General features: G+C 54.0%; 19 protein-coding genes. 9 read left to right on the top strand and 10 right to left on the bottom strand.

All coding sequences use genetic code 11. The features are described from left to right. Window positions 1-38 precede the first annotated feature (38 nt). Window positions 39-2,774: a TMAO reductase system sensor histidine kinase/response regulator TorS gene (gene torS / locus ACLJRS_RS22770; protein ID WP_000106956.1), complete on the top strand. Its 2,736-nt coding sequence runs from the start codon at window positions 39-41 to the stop codon at window positions 2,772-2,774. Between the two features lie 25 nt (window positions 2,775-2,799). Here torS and ACLJRS_RS22765 read toward each other — a convergent pair whose 3' ends face one another. The 6 genes from ACLJRS_RS22765 to yidA form a co-directional block, all read right to left on the bottom strand. Then, window positions 2,800-4,137 (bottom strand): MFS transporter, encoded by a 1,338-nt coding sequence (locus ACLJRS_RS22765; protein WP_000253524.1) that lies wholly within the window; start codon window positions 4,135-4,137, stop codon window positions 2,800-2,802. A gap of 84 nt (window positions 4,138-4,221) precedes the next feature. After that, entirely contained in the window at window positions 4,222-5,370 is a 1,149-nt protein-coding gene (gene dgoD, locus ACLJRS_RS22760; protein ID WP_000704739.1) for a galactonate dehydratase, read from the bottom strand. Then, a complete protein-coding gene (locus ACLJRS_RS22755) occupies window positions 5,367-5,984 on the bottom strand; it encodes a 2-dehydro-3-deoxy-6-phosphogalactonate aldolase (RefSeq protein ID WP_001198742.1) in 618 nt (205 codons plus the stop codon). The genes dgoD and ACLJRS_RS22755 overlap by 4 nt, the downstream gene beginning before the upstream one ends. Further along, complete coding sequence (locus ACLJRS_RS22750; protein ID WP_000127141.1) at window positions 5,968-6,846, bottom strand: 2-dehydro-3-deoxygalactonokinase; 879 nt, start codon at window positions 6,844-6,846, stop codon at window positions 5,968-5,970. The genes ACLJRS_RS22755 and ACLJRS_RS22750 overlap by 17 nt, the downstream gene beginning before the upstream one ends. Continuing rightward, window positions 6,843-7,532, bottom strand: a complete 690-nt coding sequence (dgoR, locus tag ACLJRS_RS22745) for a D-galactonate utilization transcriptional regulator DgoR (RefSeq protein WP_000174317.1) — start codon at window positions 7,530-7,532, stop codon at window positions 6,843-6,845. The genes ACLJRS_RS22750 and dgoR overlap by 4 nt, the downstream gene beginning before the upstream one ends. Before the next feature lie 260 nt (window positions 7,533-7,792). Next, complete coding sequence (yidA, locus tag ACLJRS_RS22740) at window positions 7,793-8,638, bottom strand: sugar-phosphatase (RefSeq protein WP_000985570.1); 846 nt, start codon at window positions 8,636-8,638, stop codon at window positions 7,793-7,795. 305 nt (window positions 8,639-8,943) lie between these two features. On the opposite strand from yidA, the gene ACLJRS_RS22735 reads away from it, so the two are divergent. The 3 genes from ACLJRS_RS22735 (at window position 8,944) to ACLJRS_RS22725 (ending at window position 12,424) form a co-directional block, all read left to right on the top strand. Beyond that, window positions 8,944-10,206 carry an MFS transporter gene (locus ACLJRS_RS22735; RefSeq protein ID WP_000061259.1) on the top strand — a complete coding sequence of 421 codons (1,263 nt, stop codon included), beginning with the start codon at window positions 8,944-8,946 and terminating at the stop codon, window positions 10,204-10,206. Window positions 10,207-10,219: 13 nt separating this feature from the next. Then, complete coding sequence (locus tag ACLJRS_RS22730; protein ID WP_000975836.1) at window positions 10,220-11,413, top strand: mandelate racemase/muconate lactonizing enzyme family protein; 1,194 nt, start codon at window positions 10,220-10,222, stop codon at window positions 11,411-11,413. A gap of 114 nt (window positions 11,414-11,527) precedes the next feature. Beyond that, the gene (locus ACLJRS_RS22725) at window positions 11,528-12,424 is read left to right on the top strand and encodes a LysR family transcriptional regulator (RefSeq protein ID WP_001054596.1); all 897 of its coding nucleotides are present in this window, start codon (window positions 11,528-11,530) and stop codon (window positions 12,422-12,424) included. Between the two features lie 18 nt (window positions 12,425-12,442). On the opposite strand, the gene gyrB is transcribed toward ACLJRS_RS22725, so the two are convergent. From gyrB to dnaA, 4 genes are all read right to left on the bottom strand, one after another. Further along, complete coding sequence (gyrB, locus tag ACLJRS_RS22720; RefSeq protein ID WP_000072047.1) at window positions 12,443-14,857, bottom strand: DNA topoisomerase (ATP-hydrolyzing) subunit B; 2,415 nt, start codon at window positions 14,855-14,857, stop codon at window positions 12,443-12,445. Between the two features lie 28 nt (window positions 14,858-14,885). Further along, window positions 14,886-15,959 carry a DNA replication/repair protein RecF gene (recF, locus tag ACLJRS_RS22715; protein WP_000060085.1) on the bottom strand — a complete coding sequence of 358 codons (1,074 nt, stop codon included), beginning with the start codon at window positions 15,957-15,959 and terminating at the stop codon, window positions 14,886-14,888. A gap of 147 nt (window positions 15,960-16,106) precedes the next feature. Beyond that, window positions 16,107-17,207, bottom strand: a complete 1,101-nt coding sequence (gene dnaN / locus ACLJRS_RS22710) for a DNA polymerase III subunit beta (RefSeq protein ID WP_000673478.1) — start codon at window positions 17,205-17,207, stop codon at window positions 16,107-16,109. A 4-nt stretch (window positions 17,208-17,211) separates the two neighbouring features. Then, entirely contained in the window at window positions 17,212-18,612 is a 1,401-nt protein-coding gene (gene dnaA / locus ACLJRS_RS22705; protein WP_000059093.1) for a chromosomal replication initiator protein DnaA, read from the bottom strand. Between the two features lie 660 nt (window positions 18,613-19,272). Here dnaA and rpmH point away from each other — a divergent pair. From rpmH to mnmE, 5 genes are all read left to right on the top strand, one after another. Beyond that, complete coding sequence (rpmH, locus tag ACLJRS_RS22700; RefSeq protein WP_000831330.1) at window positions 19,273-19,413, top strand: 50S ribosomal protein L34; 141 nt, start codon at window positions 19,273-19,275, stop codon at window positions 19,411-19,413. A 16-nt stretch (window positions 19,414-19,429) separates the two neighbouring features. Next, entirely contained in the window at window positions 19,430-19,789 is a 360-nt protein-coding gene (gene rnpA, locus ACLJRS_RS22695) for a ribonuclease P protein component (protein WP_000239725.1), read from the top strand. Further along, a complete protein-coding gene (gene yidD, locus ACLJRS_RS22690; RefSeq protein ID WP_001307474.1) occupies window positions 19,753-20,010 on the top strand; it encodes a membrane protein insertion efficiency factor YidD in 258 nt (85 codons plus the stop codon). Before rnpA ends, yidD begins: the two co-directional genes overlap by 37 nt. Before the next feature lie 2 nt (window positions 20,011-20,012). Continuing rightward, complete coding sequence (gene yidC / locus ACLJRS_RS22685; RefSeq protein ID WP_000378281.1) at window positions 20,013-21,659, top strand: membrane protein insertase YidC; 1,647 nt, start codon at window positions 20,013-20,015, stop codon at window positions 21,657-21,659. Window positions 21,660-21,800: 141 nt separating this feature from the next. Further along, entirely contained in the window at window positions 21,801-23,165 is a 1,365-nt protein-coding gene (gene mnmE, locus ACLJRS_RS22680) for a tRNA uridine-5-carboxymethylaminomethyl(34) synthesis GTPase MnmE (protein WP_000019081.1), read from the top strand. Window positions 23,166-23,275: the final 110 nt, after the last annotated feature.

Here is a 23,275-nt window from a genome sequence, read left to right as displayed (position 1 = left end):
CCGGCGGCAACTCAACCCATTTCACCCGCGGCGCATAAATGTCAACGCCTTCACTGACCCGCAGATTATGGCTGGCCTTCGCCCTGATGGCGGCGCTCACCCTGCTCAGCACCGTGATCGGCTGGATAAGCCTGCGCGTCATTAGTCAGGTGGAGCAAACCAATACGCAAGCGCTGCTCCCCACGATGAATATGGCCAGGCAGTTAAGCGAAGCCAGCGCTTACGAGCTCTTCTCCGCGCAAAATCTGACCAATGCCGACAGTGAGGGCGTTTGGCTGGCGCAGGGGAAGATGCTGAAAGCGCAAAGCCTTAAAATTAACCATCTTTTGCAGGCATTAAGCGAGCAGGGGTTTAATACCTCGGCCATCGCCCGGCAAGAAAAAGAGATTGCGCAAACGCTTGGGCAACAGGGAACGCTGGTCGGTGAAATTCTCACGCTGCGCGCACAGCAACAGCAGTTAAGCCGCCAGATTGCGGAGGCGGCGGAAAGCATTGCCGCCCAGGCTCACGGTCAGGCCAATAATGCAGCGACATCTGCGGGCGCCACCCAGGCCGGTATTTACGATCTTATCGAAAGCGGTAAAGGGGATCAGGCTGAACGCGCGCTTGACCGATTGATTGATATCGACCTTGAGTATGTGAATCAGATGAATGAGTTGCGGGTCAATGCCCTGCGGTTTAAGCAGCTCATTGTGACCTTAAAAGACGCGCAAGGGCTGAGCGATGCCGAGGAAACCGATGAAAAACTTAATCAGTTGGTTAAAATTTTATCCCGCCGCCAGCAGCGTATAGAAGATCCTACCGTTCGCGCCCAAATCGCCGACGCGCTGGAGAAAATAAACCAGTACACCACGCTGGTTACCCTGTTTCGTAAGGAAAACGCCATCCGCGACCAGCTTCAAACGCTCATGGCCAATAACCTCTTCCAGTTTACCCGCTTCAGTACGGAAGTGTCGCAGTTGGTGAACGCCATCGAAAAACGAAACGAGGCTGGGTTAGCGCGTCTTACACACGCCAGTCAGCGTGGGCAAATAGGGTTAGTGATCTTAGGCATCCTGGCGCTGTGCTCATTAAGTTTTATTCTTTGGCGAGTGGTTTACCGTTCCGTATCCCGCCCGCTGGCGCAACAAACGCAGGCCTTACAGCGGCTACTGGAGGGCGATATTGACTCGCCGTTTCCGGAGGCGGCTGGCGTCAGCGAACTGGATACCATCAGCCGTCTGATGGAAGCGTTTCGCGCCAACGTGCGCAAATTGAACCGCCATCGTGAGGATTTGGCGGAACAGGTGCGATCGCAAACGGCGGAACTTCATGCGCTGGTGCTGGAACACCGGCAGGCGCGCGCCGAAGCGGAAAAGGCCAACGAGGCGAAATCGACGTTCCTTGCCGCCATGAGCCATGAAATTCGCACGCCGCTTTACGGCATTCTCGGTACGGTACAATTGCTGGCCGATAAACCGCTCATGGCAAACTACCGCGACGACTTACAGGCCATTAATGATTCAGGCGAATCGCTACTGGCGATTCTTAACGATATTCTTGATTACTCGGCGATTGAAGTAGGCGGCACCAACGTTTCTATTAGCGAGGAGCCGTTTGAACCGCGACAATTGTTGAATAGCGCGCTGCATTTAATGCACAGCCGCGTGCAGGTGGCGCTCATCGCCGACTTTAGCGAGCAACTCCCCTCCACGCTACAAGGCGATCCGCGCCGGATACGTCAAATTGTGATTAATCTTTTAAGTAATGCGGCGAAATTTACCGATCGCGGCAGCATAGTGCTGCGCACGTTTTGCGACGATCAGAGCTGGTTTATTGAGGTTGAAGATACCGGATGCGGTATCCCTGAAGCGAAGCTGACGGCTATTTTCAAACCGTTTGTGCAGGCGACAGGACGCCGGGGCGGGACGGGCCTGGGGCTGGCTATCAGCGCCAGCCTGGCAGAGGCGATGGGCGGGACGCTAACCGTCACCAGTACGCTTCATGTTGGCAGTTGTTTTCGTTTACAACTGCCGGTTCGCCACCCCAAACCCGCAAGCAAAAGTGCGTTCAGGAAACCGATAAATCTTAACGGATTACGCCTGTTGCTGATTGAAGATAATATGCTGACGCAGCGTATTACCGCTGAAATGCTCACGGGTAAAGGGGTGAAGGTCTCAGTAGCTGAAAGCGCGAATGACGCGCTACGCTGTTTAGCCGAAGGCGAGTCCTTTGATGTGGCGCTGGTGGATTTTGATTTACCGGATTATGACGGCTTAACCTTGGCGCAGCAGTTGATGAGTCAGTATCCCGCCATGAAACGCATTGGTTTTAGCGCGCATGTGATAGACGATAATCTTCGTCAGCGTACCGCCGGTCTTTTCTGCGGGATTATTCAAAAGCCCGTTCCCCGCGAGGAGCTTTACCGCATGATAGCGCACTATTTACAGGGCAAATCTCACAACGCGCGGGCGATGCTGAATGAACATCAGCTTGCCGGCGATATGGCGTCTGTCGGCCCGGAAAAACTCCGGCAATGGATCGCGTTATTCAAAGACAGCGCGCTGCCTTTAGTCGAGGAGATCGAGGCGGCGCGCGCCATGAATGACGACGTTAACATTAAGCGGCTGGCGCATAAATTAAAAAGCGGCTGCGCCAGCCTGGGGATGACGCAGGCAACCGAAGCCTGTCGGGAGCTGGAATTGCAACCGCTAAGCGATATAGATATTAAAACTATCGTGACGCAGGGAGTGACGGCGCTCGACGCATGGATAGCCGATCATCCTTCGCCATAATAGCTTCCGGCTCGCCACGGCCAACTTATCCGACGCGTTTCACATCGCCCACTAACAGGATGTAAGACAGCGCGCCCAGCAGGGCCACAACGGAGATATAGACCAGCGCCGGAGCAAAACCGTAGCTTTGCGCCAGATAACCAATCACTAACGGTACGCTAATCCCGCCCAACCCGCCGATAAAGTTAAACATACCGCCGGTAAGGCCAATCAACCGCATCGGCGCAAGCGAAGAGATTAACGACCAGGTAATGGACGCAAATCCGTTGCCGAAGAAAGCTATCGCCATCAACGCCATAATCCACAACGGATCGTTAGTGTAGTTAGCGCCCATAATGCACGTGGAGATGAGCAAACCGCAAATAATCGGCGTTTTGCGAGCCACGCCCAGCGAGAAGCCTTTTTTCACCAGTTTATCCGCCAGCCAGCCGGAGAGTAGTACGCCAAAAAAGGCAGCCAGGAACGGTACGGTCGTCATAAAGCCCGCTTTTAGCGCGGTAATGCCTTTTTCCTGGGTCAGATAATTAGGGAACCAGGTCAGAAAGAACCATAGCGTAGAGTTTACGGCGAACTGACCGAGGTAGACGCCCACCAGCTTACGATGGAACACCAGTTTCCAGTCGGCTTTCGTCAACGGCTGGCGGGCCTCTTTTTTCGCTGGCGCATCGCCATCCACCAGACCGCCGCCATCGCGAATATACTCCAGCTCCGCCTGGCTAAGGCTTTTCGTCAAACGCGGCGGTTGATAAACCTTAAACCAGACCAATGACCAGATAATCCCGATACCGCCGGTGACGATAAAGACCCAGTGCCAGCTCAGCATTTCCTGAATCCAGATCAGCAGCGGCGTAAGGAATGCCAGTCCGACGAACTGTCCGGAGGTGTAGAACCCGACTGCGGATGCGCGCTCATGCTCCGGAAACCAGCTAGTGACCATCCGGTTATTTGCCGGAAAGGCTGGTGCCTCGAAAATCCCGGTAATAGCGCGCAGGCCGATAAGCGACAATAGTCCCGTCGCAAACCCCTGCAATAGCGTCGCGACTGACCAGCCGAAGATAGCGATAAAATAGGTCAGCCGGGACCCAATACGGTCGAGAAACCAGCCGCCAGGGATCTGGCATAACGTATAGAGCCAGGCAAAAGCGGAGAAGACATAGCCCATTTCCGCTTTGGTAATGCCGAATTCTTTTTGAATATGCATGGAAGCCACGGCAAGGTTGGCGCGATCGACGTAGCAAATCACCACGGTAATAAAGATCATCACCAGCGTCAGATAGCGGCGACGCCCCGGCTGTGCTGCTGTAACTGAAATATCCATCGTCATCTGTCTCCAGATTCTGGGCATAGCGAGGCCGCTCACCATGCCCTGTAAATTACAGAGGGTGTGTTTTTATATTTAAATTGGGTTGCCCGGAGGGCGACGTTTGTTGAGCCTACAGCGTGGCGATCACCACTCGGCTACCGATCCGTCAGCGTGCCGCCACAACGGATTACGCCAGTCCGGCGCGCTTTTGCTAAGTTCAATCACCCTGGCCTCGTCAATGTCTACGCCAAGACCCGGTTTGGTTAAGGGTTTAAAGAAGCCGCCGTCCATGCTGAAGTCTTCTTTATTTTTCACAAAGTCGAGCAGCTCCGCGCCCTTGTTATAGTGAATGCCCATACTCTGTTCCTGGAATACCGCGTTGCGCGAAACAAAATCGATATGCAGGCAGGCAGCCAGGGCGATTGGACCCAGCGGGCAATGCGGCGCCAGCGCCACATCATATGCTTCCGCCATTCCGGCGATTTTATAGCATTCGGTAATGCCGCCCGCGTGGGATAAATCCGGCTGTAGAATCGCCAGCCCACCCGCGTCCAGCACGCGTTTAAATTCAAAACGCGAGAACATACGCTCGCCTGCAGCAATCGGAATATGCGTTTGCGCCGCCAGGCGCGGATAATATTCCGCCTGTTCCGCCAGCACCGGCTCTTCAATAAACAGCGGACGATAGGATTCCAGTTCTTTAATCAGCACCTTCGCCATCGGCGCGCTAACGCGACCGTGGAAATCGAGCCCAAACTCAATTTCACTGCCAAAAGCTTCGCGGATTTGCGCCACGGTATTGACCGCCGCATCCACCGCACGGGAGTTATCAATCACGCCCATCTCTTCACAGCCGTTCAGCTTGAAGGTGTCAAAACCAATACCGCGCAATTTTTCAATACCGTCAATGACGTCTGCCGGACGATCGCCGCCCACCCAGCTATAGGCCTTGATTTTGTCGCGCACCAGGCCGCCCATGAGCTGCCAGACCGGCGCATTCAACACCTTGCCTTTGATATCCCACAATGCCTGGTCAATACCGGCGATGGCGCTCATCATAATCGGGCCGCCGCGATAAAAACCGGCCCGGTACATTACCTGCCACAGGTCGTTGATACGCGCCGGATCTTTCCCTATCAGGTAGTCGGCAAACTCATGTACTGCCGCCTCTACAGTACGTGCCCGACCTTCAATGACCGGCTCTCCCCAGCCAACCACGCCTTCATCCGTTTCGATTTTCAGGAACATCCAACGTGGAGGTAAACGGTACGTGGTGATGTGAGTTATTTTCATTTCACTGCCTCTCGATACGCATTAACAAATGCCGCAGCCTGCTGCGCGGTGCGTTCAACGGATTGCCCGGCGCGATAGAGATCGCTACCCAGTCCCGCGCCCACACAGCCTGCTTTAATCCATTGCGCCAGGTTTTCCGGCGTCACGCCGCCGACGGCAAATAGCGGAACATCCGGCGGAAGTACCGCTTTCAGCGCGCTGATGTAGCCCGGACCAAACGCCGACGACGGGAAAATTTTTAACGCCTGTGCGCCTGCATCCAGCGCAGAAAAGGCTTCCGTTGCCGTGGCGCAGCCCGGACACACGGTCATGCCATAGCTCACCGCCCGGCGGATCACCTCCGGTTGGATATTCGGCGTGACGATCAGCTTGCAGCCCATCCCGGCAAGCTGGTCTACCTGTTCCGGTTTCAGTACGGTACCAGCGCCAATAAGCGCCCTGCCGCCATACGCCTTCACCACGGAAGAAATGCTTTTTTCCCACTGTGGGGAGTTAAGCGGAATTTCTATAGCGTCAAATCCCGCATCCACCACCGCGCCAACGTGCGCCAGGGCATCATCGGGCGTAATACCGCGTAAGATAGCGATGAGAGGGAGATTAGTTTGCCACTGCATGAGCGATGCTCCTTATTCCAGCCTGAAATGCCATATCGCCATCCACGGTTGAAACATCACGCCCAATAGCACGAAACGCCTGTTGGTAACGTGAGATCAGCGCGGGTCCAGCGACGAGAGTGATAGCCTGTTGCGCCGCGAAGGATTCGCTCATGCTGGCGACTTCCGCACCAATCAACAGGCCGGAGAGGAAGTCGCTGACCTGCTCACGCGCAAGATGTCCCAACACGTGCGAGGCGCGAACCTCAAAAAGAGAAGGCAGGACGGCAGGAGAATTAAGACCGCGCTCCAGCCCCGCGGCATAGGCGTCGCCAGAAGCTTCCTGTTCCGGCAAACCAGCCCCGACCAGCGAGTGACGCAGCAACAAGTGATGGAGTTCGCCTGTCATCACAGTACGAAAATCATGAATTTGTTGCGTATCAGTCTGTACCCATTTGCAATGCGTGCCGGGCATGACATAGACAGAAGAAGGAGAAAGTTCGCGGGCGCCAAGCAGTTGCGTCTCTTCGCCGCGCATCACGTTGTGGTTATCCTCGCGTGAAACACACAATCCGGGGATGATCCAGATGTTGTCGCCAACGGCGGTTAACTGTTCGCCAATAGCGGAGAACAGGGCGGGAACCGGCAGATAAGGCGCATTTTGCCAGCCTACGTTACTGCCGATCATGCCCGCCATTACCACGGGGGTGGCGCTGTCGCGCCAGTGTGTTGTGACTTCTGCTAACACCGCGTCAGGAGATTTACCGTTCAGGCGTGTAACGCCTGCTTCTGATTGCCTGCTCTCCAGGCATTTGTCGCCCTGGTAAAGCCAGGTGCGCAGATTGGTCGATCCCCAGTCAATTGCGATGTAGCGAGCTGTCATGTGATTTCCTTTAACCTTCGTGTCGAGCTGGCGATCATGGTTAATGCCGCCTGCTCTGCCGCATCGCCATCCTGATGCCGTATCGCATCGAATAGCGCCTTATGTTCCTGGAGCGTTTTCGGCATATTGGCCGCATCGCCCATCCAGGTCCGTTCAAATACCGCTCGCTGTAGCGAGCTGATCGCTACATTTAACTGTTGCAGTACCGGGTTATGCACCGACTGCAACACTGCTTCGTGATAGCGAATATCCGCCTCGTTAAACGCTTCCCGGTCCTGGTTGTTGGCAATCATGTCGTTTAGCGCCGACTCAATTTCAGCCAGATCGCTTGATGTTGCCCGTTCCGCCGCCCAGCGTGCTATTGCTGGCTCCACCAGGTTTCGTATTTCGCTCATCGCGCTGATAAGCCTCGGGTCGTAGTCATTTTCCAGCACCCATTGCAGCACGTCGGTATCGAGATAATTCCACTGGTTACGCGGTGCGATAAACGCGCCGCGATAGCGCTTCATTTCAATTAGCCGCTTCGCCATAAGCGAACGAAACACTTCGCGAATGATGTTGCGCGACGTTTCAAACTCCTCGCACAGATCCGCTTCCGCTGGCAGCGCCGAACCGGGTACGTATTTACCGCTGACAATCTGTTTGCCCAGCGTGATAACGATGCGATCGGTTTTATTGAGAGTCATAGAGAGTCCTTGTGCTCGATGTGAACTCTCTTACTTTACCGCGATAGCTGAATTACGCCGCAATTTTGTAGTACTAGCGTGATATCAACCGTCGTTACCATGCCATCAATGTAGTACAACACAATTATGTTGTACTACAATTTAGATCACAAAAACGACAATTGGTTATGGGGACGTTATAAGACGTAAACGAAAGATATAAAAAAACCCGCAGCAAGTGCGGGTCGTTAAGCGCGTATTTGCCCGATGGCGACTATGCCTTATCGGGCGGGAAAATGGCCGGATGAGTGATCGGGGTTCAGCACAAATTTTTCAATCGCCCAGGCAACACCATCTTCAAGGTTCGATTTAGTCACAAAGTTAGCCACCTCTTTGACCGACGGAATGGCGTTGTCCATTGCCACGCCCATGCCAGCGTATTCGATCATCGCAATGTCGTTTTCCTGATCGCCAATCGCCATCACCTCCTCTGGCTTAATACCCAGCGCCTCGGCCAGTGATTTTACGCCGGTGCCTTTATTAACCCGTTTATCGAGGATTTCAAGGAAGTACGGCGCACTTTTCAGCACGGTATACTTTTCCTTCACCTCTGCCGGTATACGCGCAATCGCCCGGTCGAGAACGGCAGGCTCATCGATCATCATAACTTTCAGGAACTGGGTGTTCGGGTCCATCTTCTCCGCTTCACAAAATACCAGCGGAATGGTCGCCACATACGACTCATGCACCGTGTAGTAGCTGATATCGCGGTTAGCGGTATAAAGCGTATTTCGGTCTAATGCGTGGAAGTGAGAACCCACCTCACGGGACAGTTTTTCCAGGTAACGGTAGTCATCATAGCTGAGCGCCGTTTGCGCAACCGTACTGCCGTCCCCTGCCTTCTGCACCAGCGCCCCGTTATAGGTGATGCAATAATCACCGGGCTGTTCCATGTGAAGTTCTTTCAGGTAACTGTGCACACCCGCATACGGACGGCCTGTGGTCAGCACCACATTTACCCCTTTTTCACGCGCAGCGGCAATCGCGTTTTTAACCGCCGGAGAAATGGTGTGATCGGGCAGCAGAAGGGTGCCATCCATGTCGATAGCAATAAGTTTGATAGCCATGAAATCCCCGCATTAAATGAGTCCTGACTCATGCTAACGCGATTCCGCTCAAAAAACAGCAAAAGAGTCAGGGATAAAGGGGGATAAGATTCACAAACGGGATTCCTCTTTTCAGGCCGTATTCTCCCTCCTGATGTATTAGATAACCTCATTAATCAAACAGAAAATACCGTTTTTCTAAAAGAATGTGTATTGCTACTTTGGACATCATCACTTAGAGCCTAATGGGATTGGTTCTTAATCAGTAAAAATCAACAAAAACTTATATTTTAAAATAACCTTATCCGATGAGAAGGAGATCGCTAATGTCGATGGCCCTTACCGCCCCCCCAACCAGGAAAAGATTTTTAATCGTTGCCTGTCTGTTTATTGGAATATTTATTGCTTATCTCGATCGCGTTAATGTTTCGGTATTAGCCGCGAATGAACCCTTCTTAGCCTATATGGGTATTGAAGGCATGCCCTTGCAAATCGGCATGATGATGACCGTCTTTCTGGCCGCTTATGGTATCGCTAACGTTGTATTATCACCGCTTGGTGATTATCTCGGCCCCAGAAAAGCGATGATGCTTTGTATTCTGATCTGGACTATCGCTTTAATGATTGGCGGAGTCGCTACATCATTCGCTCTAATTATTATTTGCCGTATATTACTGGGCATCGGAGAGGGATTTTATTATCCACTGCAAAGCGTATTTATTAAAAACTGGTTCCCGAAGCAGGAACGCGGCAGAGCAAACGCGGCGTGGATCGTCGGCCAGTCAGTCGCTCCCGCCATTGCGATGCCTTTTTTCACCTGGTGGATAGGCACCCACGGCTGGCGCTCCAACTTCTTTTTATGCGCCGCTCTTGGGTTAATCCCACTCTGGCTACTTTGGCGATATGTTGCTGATAAACCAGAACAACATAAAAGTATCAGCGAGCAGGAACTGGCTTATATCAAAGCCGGGCAGGAAACGGAAAGCGCAGGCAGCAGCGAAAGTTTTATGTTGCGAGTAAAACCAGTGATTACCAACTACAGCTATTGGTTGCTGGTGCTGTGGTATCTGTGTCTGCAATGCCTGTACTGGGGGATGATTACCTGGCTGCCGACCTATCTAAAATCAGCCAGAGGGTTCAGTTGGGCGGAAATGGGCTGGCTGGCGTCGCTTCCCTTTGTCCTGTCGATATTTGCCAAAGCGGCCGCAGGCGTCTTCGTCGATAAAATAGGACGCAGCGCCCCCATATTAATGGTATTAATGTTTTTCGCTGGCGTCAGTATCTATTTCGGCACCATAACCGAACATAAATATATGTCAGCGGTACTCCTCTCCTTTGCTGTTGCTTTCTGTACGATGGGTACACCCGTTGCCTGGACGTTATTACAGGGAATGATACCCGGAAAATCTATTTCCGCCGCCAGCGGCGTAATGAACGGCGTCGCCAATGGACTCTCTTCATTATCCCCCGTATTTATCGGCTTATTTATTTCTATCACTGGAACTTATACCGGCGGCTTACTATGCCTGGTTTTTATCAGCGCTATCGCCGTGGTATCGGCATTAATCTTAACGATTAAAAAATATTAATTACGAGGAGTAAATGATGAAAATTACCAGCGTTGATATTATTGATGTGGCGAACGATTTTGCGTCCGCCACAAGCAAATGGCGTCCGGTGGTGGTAAAAATTAATACCGATGAGGGCATTTCCGGTTTTGGCGAAGTCGGGTTGGCCTACGGCGTCGGTGCCTCCGCAGGCATCGGCATGGCAAAAGATTTAGCCGCCATTATCATCGGCATGGACCCGATGAATAACGAAGCTATCTGGGAAAAGATGCTCAAAAAAACCTTCTGGGGGCAGGGCGGCGGCGGCATCTTTTCCGCGGCGATGAGCGGCATCGATATCGCGCTGTGGGATATCAAAGGCAAAGCGTGGGGCGTGCCGCTGTATAAAATGCTTGGCGGCAAAAGCCGCGAGAAAATAAGAACCTACGCCAGTCAACTACAGTTTGGTTGGGGGGACGGCAGCGATAAAGATATGCTGACCGAGCCGGAGCAGTATGCACAGGCGGCACTGACCGCCGTCAGCGAAGGCTATGACGCAATAAAAGTGGATACCGTCGCAATGGATCGCCACGGCAACTGGAACCAGCAAAACCTCAACGGGCCTCTCACCGATAAAATCCTGCGTCTGGGCTACGACCGTATGGCCGCCATTCGCGATGCAGTCGGCCCGGATGTGGATATCATCGCCGAAATGCATGCCTTTACGGATACCACCTCGGCGATTCAGTTTGGCCGCATGATAGAAGAGCTGGGCATCTTCTACTACGAGGAACCGGTCATGCCGTTAAACCCCGGACAAATGAAACAAGTGGCTGATAAAGTTAATATTCCACTGGCGGCTGGCGAACGTATTTACTGGCGCTGGGGATACCGTCCTTTCCTGGAAAACGGCAGCCTGAGCGTGATCCAGCCCGATATCTGCACCTGCGGCGGCATCACCGAAGTGAAGAAAATCTGCGATATGGCGCACGTTTATGACAAAACGGTGCAAATCCACGTTTGCGGCGGGCCGATTTCCACGGCGGTGGCGCTGCATATGGAAACCGCAATCCCTAACTTCGTCATCCACGAACTGCACCGGTATGCGCTGCTGGAGCCGAATACGCAAACCTGTAAGTACAACTACCTGCCGAAGAACGGCATGTACGACGTTCCGGAGCTTCCCGGCATCGGCCAGGAGCTGACCGAAGAAACCATGAAAAAGTCGCCGACCATTACCGTAAAATAAGCCAACAGTCTGCCTGCACCGCAGGCAGACCCCCTGTATTTGCGAGTCGTATCAACGCGACCTTATCCAGCCTGAGATAAAATCCTCTCAGTAAAGGGGTAACACAGGTGGCAAATGAATTTAACTATCCGGCAATTTCGCGCGTTTCTGGCCGTCGCAGATTTGCGTAGCTTTACCGCCGCCAGCAAATATCTGTGCATCACGCAGGGCGCTGTTAGCGGTTTAATCAACGAAATGGAAAGCCAGATGGAGGTTTCCCTTTTCGACCGCACTTCACGCGTGGTGAAGCTATCGCCCGACGGCGAAAAGTTTTTACCCGCCGCCATGCGGGTTGTTGAAGAGTTTCAACGGGCCGAAAATTATGCCCGCGACCTGAAAGAGATCAAAAAATCCCTGGTGCGGGTTGTTGGCGCGCCGCTGATCGCCTGTGCTTTTCTGCCGCAAATCATCCATGCCTTTAAGCGGCAGCATCCGCATACCCACGTACAGCTTATTGATAAGCCCATGTCGCAATTACAAAAAAGCATTATGTTGGGAGAAGCCGATTTTGGTATCGGCCCGGAGCGGCCGCTGGAACCGGAAATCGACAAACAAACGCTGTTCACAACGGAAATCGCCCTGTACTGCCATCCGGACTATCGGCTGCATAAAAAAACGGTGCGCTGGGAAGAGATTCAGAGCGAAGAGCTGATCGCCGTTGGCAACGAATCCATTCCGATGATCTCCGCGACCGCTGGCGTGCGCATTAAGCCCAAAATGACGGTGGAACATATGGCGACCGCCATGTCGCTGGCGGCGCAGTGTGAAGGCGTGGTGATCGCCGGAACCTTTTCCCGCCATTACGCCAAAAGCTACCAATTAGCGACCTGTTCGCTCACGCCTCCGCTGCGGCGCAATATGAACGTGTATTACCATGCGTGGCGCGCACAAACGCCCGCCACGCAGCGCTTTAGAGATTTTTTATTCAGCTATGTCGGAGAACATCATGATGCCCCGGCCAACCAGCGGTAGGCCGGGGATTAAGGCAGGTTAAATATCGATGTTCGCCGCTTTCAGGGCGTTCTCTTCGATAAAGGCACGACGCGGCTCAACGGCATCACCCATCAGCGTGGTGAACAGCTGGTCGGCAGCAATCGCATCTTTGACGGTCACGCGCAGCATACGGCGGCTTTCCGGGTCCATGGTGGTTTCCCACAGCTGATCCGGGTTCATTTCACCCAGACCTTTATAACGCTGGATAGCCAGACCGCGACGTGATTCTTTCACCAGCCACTCCAGCGCCTGCTCGAAGCTGGTTACCGGCTGGCGACGCTCGCCGCGTTCGATAAACGCGTCCTCTTCAATCAGACCGCGCAGCTTCTCGCCCAGCGTGCAGATACGACGATATTCCGCGCCGGTCACAAACTCGTGATCCAACGGATAATCGGTATCCACGCCATGCGTACGCACGCGAACGATCGGCTCGAACAGATTCTGTTCCGTATTAGTATGAACATCGAACTTCCACTGACTGCCGTGCTGCTCTTTCTCGTTCAGCTCGGTAATCAGCGCATTCACCCAGCGCGTTACAGTCTGCTCATCAGAAAGATCGGCTTCGGTCAGAGTTGGCTGATACACCAGCTCTTTGAGCAGCGCTTTCGGGAAGCGACGCTCCATACGACCAATCATTTTCTGCGTGGCGTTATATTCAGAGACCAGTTTTTCTAACGCTTCGCCGGATAGCGCCGGCGCATGGGCGTTCGCGTGCAGAGTCGCACCGTCAAGCGCGATGGAAATCTGGTACTGATCCATCGCTTCGTCGTCTTTAATGTACTGTTCCTGCTTGCCTTTCTTGACTTTGTACAGCGGCGGCTGGGCAATGTAGACGTGGCCGCGTTCAACGATTTCCGGCATCTGACGATAGAAGAAGGTCAACAGCAGCGTACGGATGTGCGAGCCGTCGACGTCCGCATCGGTCATGATGATGATGCTGTGATAGCGCAGCTTGTCCGGGTTGTACTCGTCGCGACCGATACCGCAGCCCAGCGCGGTAATCAGCGTCGCCACTTCCTGAGAGGAGAGCATCTTGTCGAAGCGCGCTTTCTCGACGTTGAGGATTTTACCCTTCAGCGGCAGAATCGCCTGGTTCTTGCGGTTACGCCCCTGCTTCGCAGAGCCGCCCGCGGAGTCCCCTTCCACCAGGTACAGTTCGGACAGCGCCGGGTCGCGTTCCTGACAATCCGCCAGTTTGCCCGGCAGACCGGCTAAATCGAGCGCGCCTTTACGACGGGTCATTTCACGGGCGCGACGCGCCGCTTCACGCGCACGCGCGGCGTCGATAATTTTGCCGACGACAATTTTCGCGTCAGATGGGTTTTCCAGCAGGTATTCGCTCAGCAGTTCGTTCATCTGCTGTTCAACCGCCGATTTCACCTCGGAGGAGACCAGTTTGTCTTTAGTCTGGGAGGAGAATTTCGGGTCCGGCACCTTTACGGAAACCACCGCAATCAGGCCTTCACGGGCATCATCACCGGTGGCGCTGACTTTGGCTTTTTTGCTGTAACCTTCTTTGTCCATATAGGCGTTCAGCGTGCGGGTCATCGCCGCACGGAAGCCTGCCAGGTGGGTACCGCCGTCGCGCTGCGGAATGTTGTTGGTAAAGCAGTAGATGTTTTCCTGGAAACCATCGTTCCACTGTAGCGCTACTTCCACGCCGATACCGTCTTTTTCGGTGGAGAAGTAGAAGATATTCGGGTGGATCGGCGTTTTATTCTTGTTCAGATATTCAACAAACGCCTTGATGCCGCCTTCGTAGTGGAAATGATCTTCTTTGCCATCGCGCTTGTCGCGCAGGCGGATGGAGACGCCTGAGTTCAGGAATGACAGTTCACGCAGGCGTTTCGCCAGGATCTCATATTCAAATTCAGTGACGTTGGTGAAGGTTTCGTGGCTCGGCCAGAAACGTACCATCGTGCCGGTTTTATCGGTATCGCCAGTGACGGCCAGGGGTGCCTGCGGCACGCCGTGCTCGTAGATCTGACGGTGAATTTTGCCATCTCGCTGGATAACCAGTTCCAGTTTTTGCGACAGAGCGTTGACTACCGAGACGCCCACGCCGTGCAGACCGCCGGAGACTTTATAGGAGTTATCGTCAAATTTACCGCCCGCGTGCAGAACGGTCATGATCACTTCCGCCGCCGAGACGCCTTCTTCCGGGTGAATCCCGGTAGGAATGCCACGGCCATCATCCGTTACGGACACGGAGTTATCGGCGTGAATAGTCACGACGATATCTTTACAGTGACCTGCGAGCGCTTCGTCGATAGCGTTATCTACCACCTCGAATACCATGTGGTGCAGACCGGTGCCGTCATCCGTGTCGCCGATATACATACCCGGGCGCTTACGCACCGCATCCAGCCCTTTCAGGACTTTGATACTGGAGGAGTCATAAGAATTCGACATCAACGTTTCTCGCTCATTTAATCTTGGGTTAATCCGTTATTTTACCCTTTTCCACGGTAAACATCTTCGAATTTTCATCCGACATGTCTATAACGTGTTCAGCGCTAATTGCGCTGACAAAGACCTGCGATTGCGTGGCTTTTAAGCGGCTGGCCAGCAGTCCGCGACGCGCATCGTCAAGTTCAGAGGCAAAATCATCTATCAGGTACAGGCAGCGCCGCCCGCTTTCGCGGGTGAGGAACTCGCCCTGCGCCAGACGTAAGGCGCACATCAATAACTTTAGCTGCCCGCGCGACAGGGTATCTTCCACCGGCGCGCCGTCGGCGCGAATGCGAAAGTCCGCTTTATGCGGCCCGTGCGCGGTGTAGGTCAACATACGGTCACGCTCAAAGCTTCGCTCCAGCACGTCCGCATAGTCTGTCTCTTTCTCCCAGCCGCGCTGGAAAGAGAACGTCAGGGAAAATTCAGGTAAAAACTGCTGACAGGTATCCGCCATGTCCTGTGCGATAGCGCTACTGTACTCCGCCCGCCAGGTACTAATTTGTTCCGCCAGCGGAATCAGCTCTTTATCCCACGGGCGCAATTGCTCATAACGACTCACCTGGCGCAGCGCGGCATTACGCTGTTTCAGCAATCGTTTCAGGTTGCTCCAGGCGGTGAAGAATCCGGCTTCGTTGTGAAAGCATCCCCAGTCAAGGAACGCTCTTCTGTATTTGGGGCCGCCGTTGAGTAAAGTAAACCCCTCCGGCGTAATCAACTGCATCGGCATTAAATGCGCCAGCTCCGCGATCTTGTGACCGTCGGTACCGTCGATACGGACCTTGCTGTCGCCCTGCTTATCTTTGGTTAAGCCAATCGACGTCTCACGCTCTTCGCTCTGTAATCGCCCGTGAAGAACAAACGCTTCCTGCTCATGACGAATCACGCGGCCAGGCTGCAAACTGCGAAACGCCCGACCATGGCCAAGCGTATAGATAGCTTCCAGCACGCTGGTTTTGCCGCTGCCGTTGGCGCCAACCAGGAAGTTAAAGCCGGGGGATAAAGCGAGATCCGCATTTTCTATGTTGCGGAAGTCTTTGATTAAAAGGCGCGTCAGTGACATATATTAGTACATTCGTCCAGGGGCGTGTGTGTCGCAGCCAGTTCGTCTACCGCCAGCGCGCAGAAAGCGGAGCGTACACGAAGTACGTGAGCATTTCGAGCACTGCCGGGAGGCGAAATGGCAAGTAAACCAGCCCCTTTTCAGATTCTACAGCCTCATTGGCATAACAACGTAGGCAGCACTCTGTGACGCCGCATCCTCAATCTGTACGCTGGATACGGAATCCGTCAGCATAATGCGCACGGTTTCGCACTTCAGCGCATTGAGCACGTCCAGCACGTAACTGACGTTAAAGCCGATTTCCATCTCCGTCCCGCCGTAGCTCACGTCCAGAATCTCTTCCGCTTCTTCCTGTTCCGGGTTATTGGCGGTGATTTTGAGCTGATTCTCACTGACGTACAGACGCACGCCGCGGAATTTCTCATTCGAGAGGATTGCTGCGCGGGCAAACGCCTGCTTGAGGATATCGCAGCCCGCTTCCAGATGTTTATCCGGATTCTTCGGCAGAACGCGACGGTAATCCGGGAAGCGACCATCCACCAGCTTCGAGGTAAAGATAAAGTCGCCGACGTGCGCGCGGATATTATTACTGCCAATCTGCACGCGCAGCGGGTTTTCGCCGCCGTCGAGCATACGCATCAGTTCAATCACGCCTTTACGCGGCACAATCACCGAGTGGCTGGGTAAAGACGCTTCCAGCGGCATTGAGCACACCGCCAGACGGTGGCCGTCGGTCGCGACAGTGCGCAGTTCGCTACCTTCCGTTTCAAACAGCATACCGTTTAAGTAGTAGCGCACATCCTGATGGGCCATCGAAAACTGGGTCGATTCAATCAGGCGCTTCATCGTGGCCTGCGGCAGCGTAAATTCAACTTCGCTTTGCCAGTCGTCAAGATTCGGGAAATCGGCGGCAGGCAGCGTAGACAGCGAGAAGCGGCTACGGCCAGAACGCACCAGCATCCGATCGCCTTCCAACTGAACGGCAATCTCCGCGCCCTCCGGCAGGCCGCGGCAGATATCAAAGAATTTCCGCGCCGGCACGGTAGTGGCGCCTGGCTCATGCGGCTGAGAAAGCGTAACGCGCGCGACCATCTCCATTTCAAGATCGGTGCCGGTCAGAGAAAGCGTACCGTCCGCTACCTGGAGGAGCAGGTTACCGAGAATCGGCAGCGTAGGACGGCCGCCCAGCGGGCCGCTGACCTGCTGAAGCGGTTTTAATAAATGTTCACGTTCAACGGTAAATTTCATAGGATCACGACGACAATGTTCTGATTAAATTCGAAAAATCTTCTTTGATATCGTGGCTTTCTTCACGCAGTTGCTCAATTTTACGACAGGCATGAAGTACGGTAGTGTGGTCGCGCCCGCCAAACGCATCGCCGATTTCCGGCAGACTGTGGTTGGTGAGCTCTTTTGCCAGCGCCATAGCCATCTGGCGCGGACGTGCTACCGAGCGAGATCGACGCTTAGAAAGCAGATCCGCAATTTTGATTTTGTAATACTCGGCCACCGTCTTCTGAATATTGTCGATGGTGACCAGTTTTTCCTGCAACGCCAGTAAATCGCGCAGCGCTTCGCGCACAAAGTCGATAGTAATCGCCCGGCCGGTAAAGTTGGCATTGGCAATCACCCGGTTCAACGCGCCTTCCAGTTCACGCACGTTAGAGCGTAGACGTTTGGCGATAAAGAACGCTACTTCGCCTGGCAGACGAATATCATTTTCGTCCGCTTTTTTCATCAGGATCGCCACGCGGGTTTCCAGTTCTGGCGGTTCGATCGCCACTGTCAGCCCCCAACCAAAGCGGGACTTGAGACGATCCTCAACGCCGTTGATCTCTTTCGGATAGCGATCCGACGTCAAAATGATCTGCTGATTGCCTTCCAGCAGAGCGTTAAAGGTATGGAAAAACTCTTCCTGGGATCGTTCTTTATTGGCGAAGAATTGAATATCGTCGATCAGCAATGCGTCAACGGAGCGGTAGTAGCGTTTAAACTCTTCGATGGCGTTATTTTGCAGGGCTTTTACCATGTCCTGCACAAAGCGCTCGGAGTGCATATACACGACTTTCGCGTTGGGTTTGCGCGCCATAATGCCGTTACCCACCGCGTGCAGCAGGTGAGTTTTACCCAGACCGGTGCCGCCATAGAGGAATAACGGGTTATAAGCGCCGCCAGGATTATCCGCCACCTGACGTGCCGCCGCGCGCGCCAGTTGGTTGGATTTACCTTCGACGAAGTTATCAAATGTATGTTTAACATTGACGTTGGAGCGGTAGGTCGGCTCCGCCGGCGCTGGTACGTTATCCCAGCCCGAACGGGCCGCAGGCGCTACGCGCTGCGGCTGCGCCGTCGTTGTCTGCGCAGGTGCGACAACGTTATGCACAGGCGTTTTTAGCGTTTGCGTAACGGGCTTTGTTCCCACTTCAAAACGCAGTTGTGGGGCATCCGCGCCGCAGAATGTGTTGAGTAATCCATTGATATTGTTGAGGTACTTATCTCTTACCCAATCGAGCACAAAACGGTTTGGCGCATACAAAGCCAGCGTGTTATCGCTCAGTTCCGCCTGCAACGGGCGTATCCACATACTGAATTCTGTGGCTGGTAACTCATCCTGCAATCGGGCAAGACACTGCTGCCAAAGCGAAAGTGACACGGCGGACTCCACTCGAACAAAAGTCGATAAATGACAAAGGCTGATACATTAATGATTGTTGGCGCACGTCGATAAGACCCTGCATGAAGGGTGACGCACGAACCGCTGTCTGCGGTTTTCACGGATCTTTCAAACGATCGCGACTTCACGCAGTCTGAAAGATTTCGTGTTCATGCCTGACCAGGATCGTTTGAAACGATCAGGACCGCGGATCATAGCCTAAACTGAGCAAGAGATCTTCTGTTTCTCACAGATTCTTCCCGATTTATCCACAGGACTTTCCAGGAAAGGATAAGTGTAATCGATCCTGGGGAACTCTTGTACGCTTTCGCGCGCATATTGAAAAAATTAATAGGTAAAGGTGAGCAGACGCCTAAAAGATCGCATAAAGATCCAGGGCGATCCTTGCGCTTTACCTGGCAGTCCGTATAATTCTCCACCCGTCGCGCAATGCCCGTCATATGGCGTCAACGCTGCTTATTTTCCGCACAAAAAGGCGTGGAAAATCGCGGGAAAATAAGGAAAGAGAATTGACTCCGGAGTGTACAATTATTACAATCCGGCCTCTTTAATCACCCACACTGTGGCGTAAGTCGTTCAAAGTTTGTTCGGGTATACGCAAAAGTCAGTGAATTTATTCAAGTTTAGGTAGAAATCGCCATGAAACGCACTTTTCAACCGTCTGTACTGAAGCGCAACCGTTCTCACGGCTTCCGTGCTCGTATGGCTACTAAAAATGGTCGTCAGGTTCTGGCACGTCGTCGTGCTAAAGGCCGCGCTCGTCTGACCGTTTCCAAGTAATAAAGCTAACCCCTGAGTGGTTAAGCTCGCATTTCCCAGGGAGTTACGTTTGTTAACTCCCGCTCATTTCACATTCGTCTTCCAGCAACCTCAACGGGCTGGCACGCCGCAAATCACCATCCTCGGCCGCCTGAATTCGCTGGGGCATCCCCGTATCGGTCTTACCGTCGCCAAGAAAAATGTTCGACGTGCGCATGAACGCAACCGGATTAAACGTCTGACGCGTGAAAGCTTCCGTCTGCGCCAGCATGAACTTCCTGCAATGGATTTCGTGGTGGTGGCGAAAAAAGGGGTTGCCGACCTCGATAACCGTGCTCTCTCGGAAGCGTTGGAAAAATTATGGCGCCGCCACTGTCGCCTGGCTCGCGGGTCCTGATAGCCCTTATTCGGGTCTATCAACGCCTGATCAGTCCGCTGCTTGGGCCGCATTGTCGTTTCACGCCAACGTGCTCAAGCTACGGAATTGAGGCATTGCGCAGGTTTGGAGTGATAAAAGGCAGTTGGTTGACGGTGAAACGCGTATTAAAATGCCACCCTTTACACCCTGGTGGTGACGATCCCGTCCCGCCCGGACCATTTGATACCAGAGAACACTAACGATGGATTCGCAACGCAATCTTTTAGTCATCGCTTTGCTGTTCGTGTCTTTCATGATCTGGCAAGCCTGGGAGCAGGATAAAAATCCGCAACCTCAGACTCAACAGACCACGCAGACAACGACCACCGCAGCGGGTAGCGCCGCCGACCAGGGCGTACCGGCCAGTGGCCAGGGGAAAATGATTACGGTGAAAACCGATGTGCTTGATTTGACTATCAACACCCGTGGTGGTGATGTCGAGCAGGCCTTGCTCCCGGCTTACCCGAAAGAACTGGGTTCCAACGAACCGTTCCAGCTGCTGGAAACCACCCCGCAGTTTATCTATCAGGCGCAAAGCGGCCTGACAGGCCGCGACGGCCCGGATAACCCGGCGAACGGCCCGCGTCCGCTGTACAACGTCGAGAAAGAGGCGTTTGTACTGGCCGACGGTCAGAACGAACTGCAGGTTCCGATGACTTATACTGACGCCGCAGGCAACACGTTTACCAAAACGTTTGTCTTTAAGCGTGGCGATTATGCGGTTAACGTGAACTATAGCGTGCAGAACGCCGGCGAAAAACCGCTGGAAGTCTCCACCTTTGGTCAGTTAAAACAATCCGTCAACCTGCCTCCTCATCGCGACACCGGCAGCAGCAACTTTGCGCTGCATACGTTCCGCGGCGCAGCGTACTCCACGCCGGATGAGAAGTATGAGAAATACAAATTCGACACCATTGCCGATAACGAAAACCTCAACGTCAGCTCCAAAGGCGGTTGGGTGGCAATGTTGCAACAGTATTTCGCTACCGCATGGATTCCGCGTAACGACGGCACCAACAATTTCTACACCGCTAATCTGGGTAACGGCATTGTCGCTATCGGCTATAAAGCGCAGCCGGTACTGGTACAGCCAGGCCAGACTGGCGCGATGACCAGCACCCTGTGGGTCGGCCCGGAAATTCAGGATAAAATGGCGGCTGTTGCACCGCACCTGGATTTGACCGTGGACTACGGTTGGTTGTGGTTCATCTCTCAGCCGCTGTTCAAGTTGCTGAAGTGGATCCACAGCTTTGTGGGCAACTGGGGCTTCTCCATTATCATCATTACCTTTATCGTTCGCGGTATCATGTACCCGCTGACCAAAGCGCAGTACACGTCAATGGCGAAGATGCGTATGCTGCAGCCGAAAATTCAGGCGATGCGCGAACGTCTTGGCGATGATAAACAGCGCCAAAGCCAGGAGATGATGGCCCTGTACAAAGCGGAGAAGGTTAACCCGCTGGGCGGCTGCTTCCCGCTGATCATCCAGATGCCTATCTTCCTGGCGTTGTACTACATGCTGATGGGTTCCATTGAACTGCGTCATGCGCCGTTCGCGCTGTGGATTCATGACCTGTCCGCACAGGACCCGTACTACATTCTGCCGATCCTGATGGGCGTAACGATGTTCTTCATTCAGAAGATGTCGCCGACCACCGTGACCGACCCGATGCAGCAGAAGATCATGACCTTTATGCCGGTCATCTTTACGGTGTTCTTCCTGTGGTTCCCGTCAGGTCTGGTGCTGTACTATATCGTCAGCAACCTGGTCACCATCATTCAGCAGCAGCTGATTTACCGTGGTCTGGAGAAGCGTGGCCTGCATAGCCGCGAGAAGAAAAAATCCTGATTCGGTGTAGGCCGGATAAGGCGAAGCCGCCATCCGGCAAGGCACGCCGGTCAGCCTGATGGCGCTAACGCTTATCAGGCCTACAATCAAAAGGCGGTCATATGACCGCCTTTTTTTATTGCAACAAAGTTGAGACTAACCATGAGCCATAACGACACTATCGTCGCCCAGGCAACCCCACCGGGACGCGGTGGCGTGGGTATCCTGCGTATTTCCGGTCTGAAGGCGCGCGACGTTGCGCAAGAGGTGCTGGGCAAGCTGCCGAAGCCGCGCTATGCCGACTACCTGCCGTTTAAAGACGTTGACGGCAGCGCGCTGGATCAGGGTATTGCGCTGTGGTTCCCCGGCCCGAACTCCTTCACCGGTGAAGATGTGCTGGAGCTACAAGGGCACGGCGGTCCGGTGATTCTGGACCTGCTGTTAAAACGTATCCTGACGCTTCCAGGCGTGCGCATTGCCCGACCGGGCGAGTTCTCCGAGCGAGCGTTCCTCAACGATAAGCTCGATTTAGCCCAGGCGGAAGCCATTGCCGACCTGATCGATGCCAGTTCCGAACAGGCGGCGCGTTCGGCGCTAAACTCGTTACAGGGGGCATTTTCCGCCCGCGTTAACCACCTTGTGGAAGCACTTACTCACCTGCGAATCTACGTCGAAGCGGCTATCGATTTTCCGGATGAGGAGATCGACTTTCTCTCTGACGGCAAAATCGAAGCGCAGCTCAATGGTGTCATCGCCGATCTTGACGCCGTGCGCACCGAAGCGCGCCAGGGCAGCCTGCTGCGCGAAGGGATGAAGGTAGTGATTGCCGGACGCCCGAATGCCGGGAAATCCAGCCTGCTGAATGCGCTGGCAGGCCGTGAAGCGGCCATTGTTACCGATATCGCCGGCACCACGCGCGACGTGTTGCGCGAGCATATTCACATCGACGGGATGCCGCTGCATATCATCGATACCGCCGGACTGCGCGACGCCAGCGACGAAGTTGAGCGTATCGGCATCGAACGCGCCTGGCAGGAGATTGAACAGGCCGATCGCGTGCTGTTTATGGTGGATGGCACCACGACGGACGCCGTTGACCCTGCCGACATCTGGCCGGACTTTATCGCCCGTCTGCCCAAAAATCTACCGATTACCGTGGTACGTAACAAGGCGGATATCACCGGCGAAACGCTGGGTATTAGTGAAGTAAACGGTCACTCACTGGTTCGCCTCTCGGCGCGTACCGGCGAAGGCGTCGACGTGTTGCGTAACCACCTCAAGCAAAGCATGGGGTTTGATACCAATATGGAAGGCGGCTTCCTGGCCCGCCGCCGTCACCTACAGGCGCTGGCGGAAGCCGCTGAACATCTTGAGCAGGGCAAAGCGCAGTTATTAGGCGCATGGGCGGGGGAGCTGCTGGCGGAAGAGTTGCGCCTGGCGCAGCAAAGCTTAAGCGAGATTACCGGCGAGTTTACCTCCGACGACCTGCTGGGACGGATTTTCTCCAGCTTCTGTATCGGCAAATAACGTTGTGTTGCCCGGTGGCGCGATGCTTACCGGGCCTACAAAACCCGTAAGCCGGATAAGGCGTTTATGCCGCCATCCGGCAGCAATGATTTCCCATGCGGAAATCACTG

Origin of the sequence: Salmonella sp. SAL00670 (genome assembly GCF_046552235.1) — a bacterium.
GTDB classification, from domain to species: domain Bacteria; phylum Pseudomonadota; class Gammaproteobacteria; order Enterobacterales; family Enterobacteriaceae; genus Salmonella; species Salmonella enterica.
Note: the sequence above shows the minus strand (reverse complement) of the source record. Positions and strands in the feature narration are given on the sequence as shown.

What these genes read in the sequence shown, in the direction of transcription:
- torS (WP_000106956.1), top strand. Translation starts at nt 39, where the DNA reads ATGTCAACGCCTTCACTGACCCGCAGATTATGGCTGGCCTTCGCCCTG.
- ACLJRS_RS22765 (WP_000253524.1), bottom strand. Translation starts at nt 4,137, where the DNA reads ATGGTGAGCGGCCTCGCTATGCCCAGAATCTGGAGACAGATGACGATG.
- dgoD (WP_000704739.1), bottom strand. Translation starts at nt 5,370, where the DNA reads ATGAAAATAACTCACATCACCACGTACCGTTTACCTCCACGTTGGATG.
- ACLJRS_RS22755 (WP_001198742.1), bottom strand. Translation starts at nt 5,984, where the DNA reads ATGCAGTGGCAAACTAATCTCCCTCTCATCGCTATCTTACGCGGTATT.
- ACLJRS_RS22750 (WP_000127141.1), bottom strand. Translation starts at nt 6,846, where the DNA reads ATGACAGCTCGCTACATCGCAATTGACTGGGGATCGACCAATCTGCGC.
- dgoR (WP_000174317.1), bottom strand. Translation starts at nt 7,532, where the DNA reads ATGACTCTCAATAAAACCGATCGCATCGTTATCACGCTGGGCAAACAG.
- yidA (WP_000985570.1), bottom strand. Translation starts at nt 8,638, where the DNA reads ATGGCTATCAAACTTATTGCTATCGACATGGATGGCACCCTTCTGCTG.
- ACLJRS_RS22735 (WP_000061259.1), top strand. Translation starts at nt 8,944, where the DNA reads ATGTCGATGGCCCTTACCGCCCCCCCAACCAGGAAAAGATTTTTAATC.
- ACLJRS_RS22730 (WP_000975836.1), top strand. Translation starts at nt 10,220, where the DNA reads ATGATGAAAATTACCAGCGTTGATATTATTGATGTGGCGAACGATTTT.
- ACLJRS_RS22725 (WP_001054596.1), top strand. Translation starts at nt 11,528, where the DNA reads ATGAATTTAACTATCCGGCAATTTCGCGCGTTTCTGGCCGTCGCAGAT.
- gyrB (WP_000072047.1), bottom strand. Translation starts at nt 14,857, where the DNA reads ATGTCGAATTCTTATGACTCCTCCAGTATCAAAGTCCTGAAAGGGCTG.
- recF (WP_000060085.1), bottom strand. Translation starts at nt 15,959, where the DNA reads ATGTCACTGACGCGCCTTTTAATCAAAGACTTCCGCAACATAGAAAAT.
- dnaN (WP_000673478.1), bottom strand. Translation starts at nt 17,207, where the DNA reads ATGAAATTTACCGTTGAACGTGAACATTTATTAAAACCGCTTCAGCAG.
- rpmH (WP_000831330.1), top strand. Translation starts at nt 19,273, where the DNA reads ATGAAACGCACTTTTCAACCGTCTGTACTGAAGCGCAACCGTTCTCAC.
- yidD (WP_001307474.1), top strand. Translation starts at nt 19,753, where the DNA reads ATGGCGCCGCCACTGTCGCCTGGCTCGCGGGTCCTGATAGCCCTTATT.
- yidC (WP_000378281.1), top strand. Translation starts at nt 20,013, where the DNA reads ATGGATTCGCAACGCAATCTTTTAGTCATCGCTTTGCTGTTCGTGTCT.
- mnmE (WP_000019081.1), top strand. Translation starts at nt 21,801, where the DNA reads ATGAGCCATAACGACACTATCGTCGCCCAGGCAACCCCACCGGGACGC.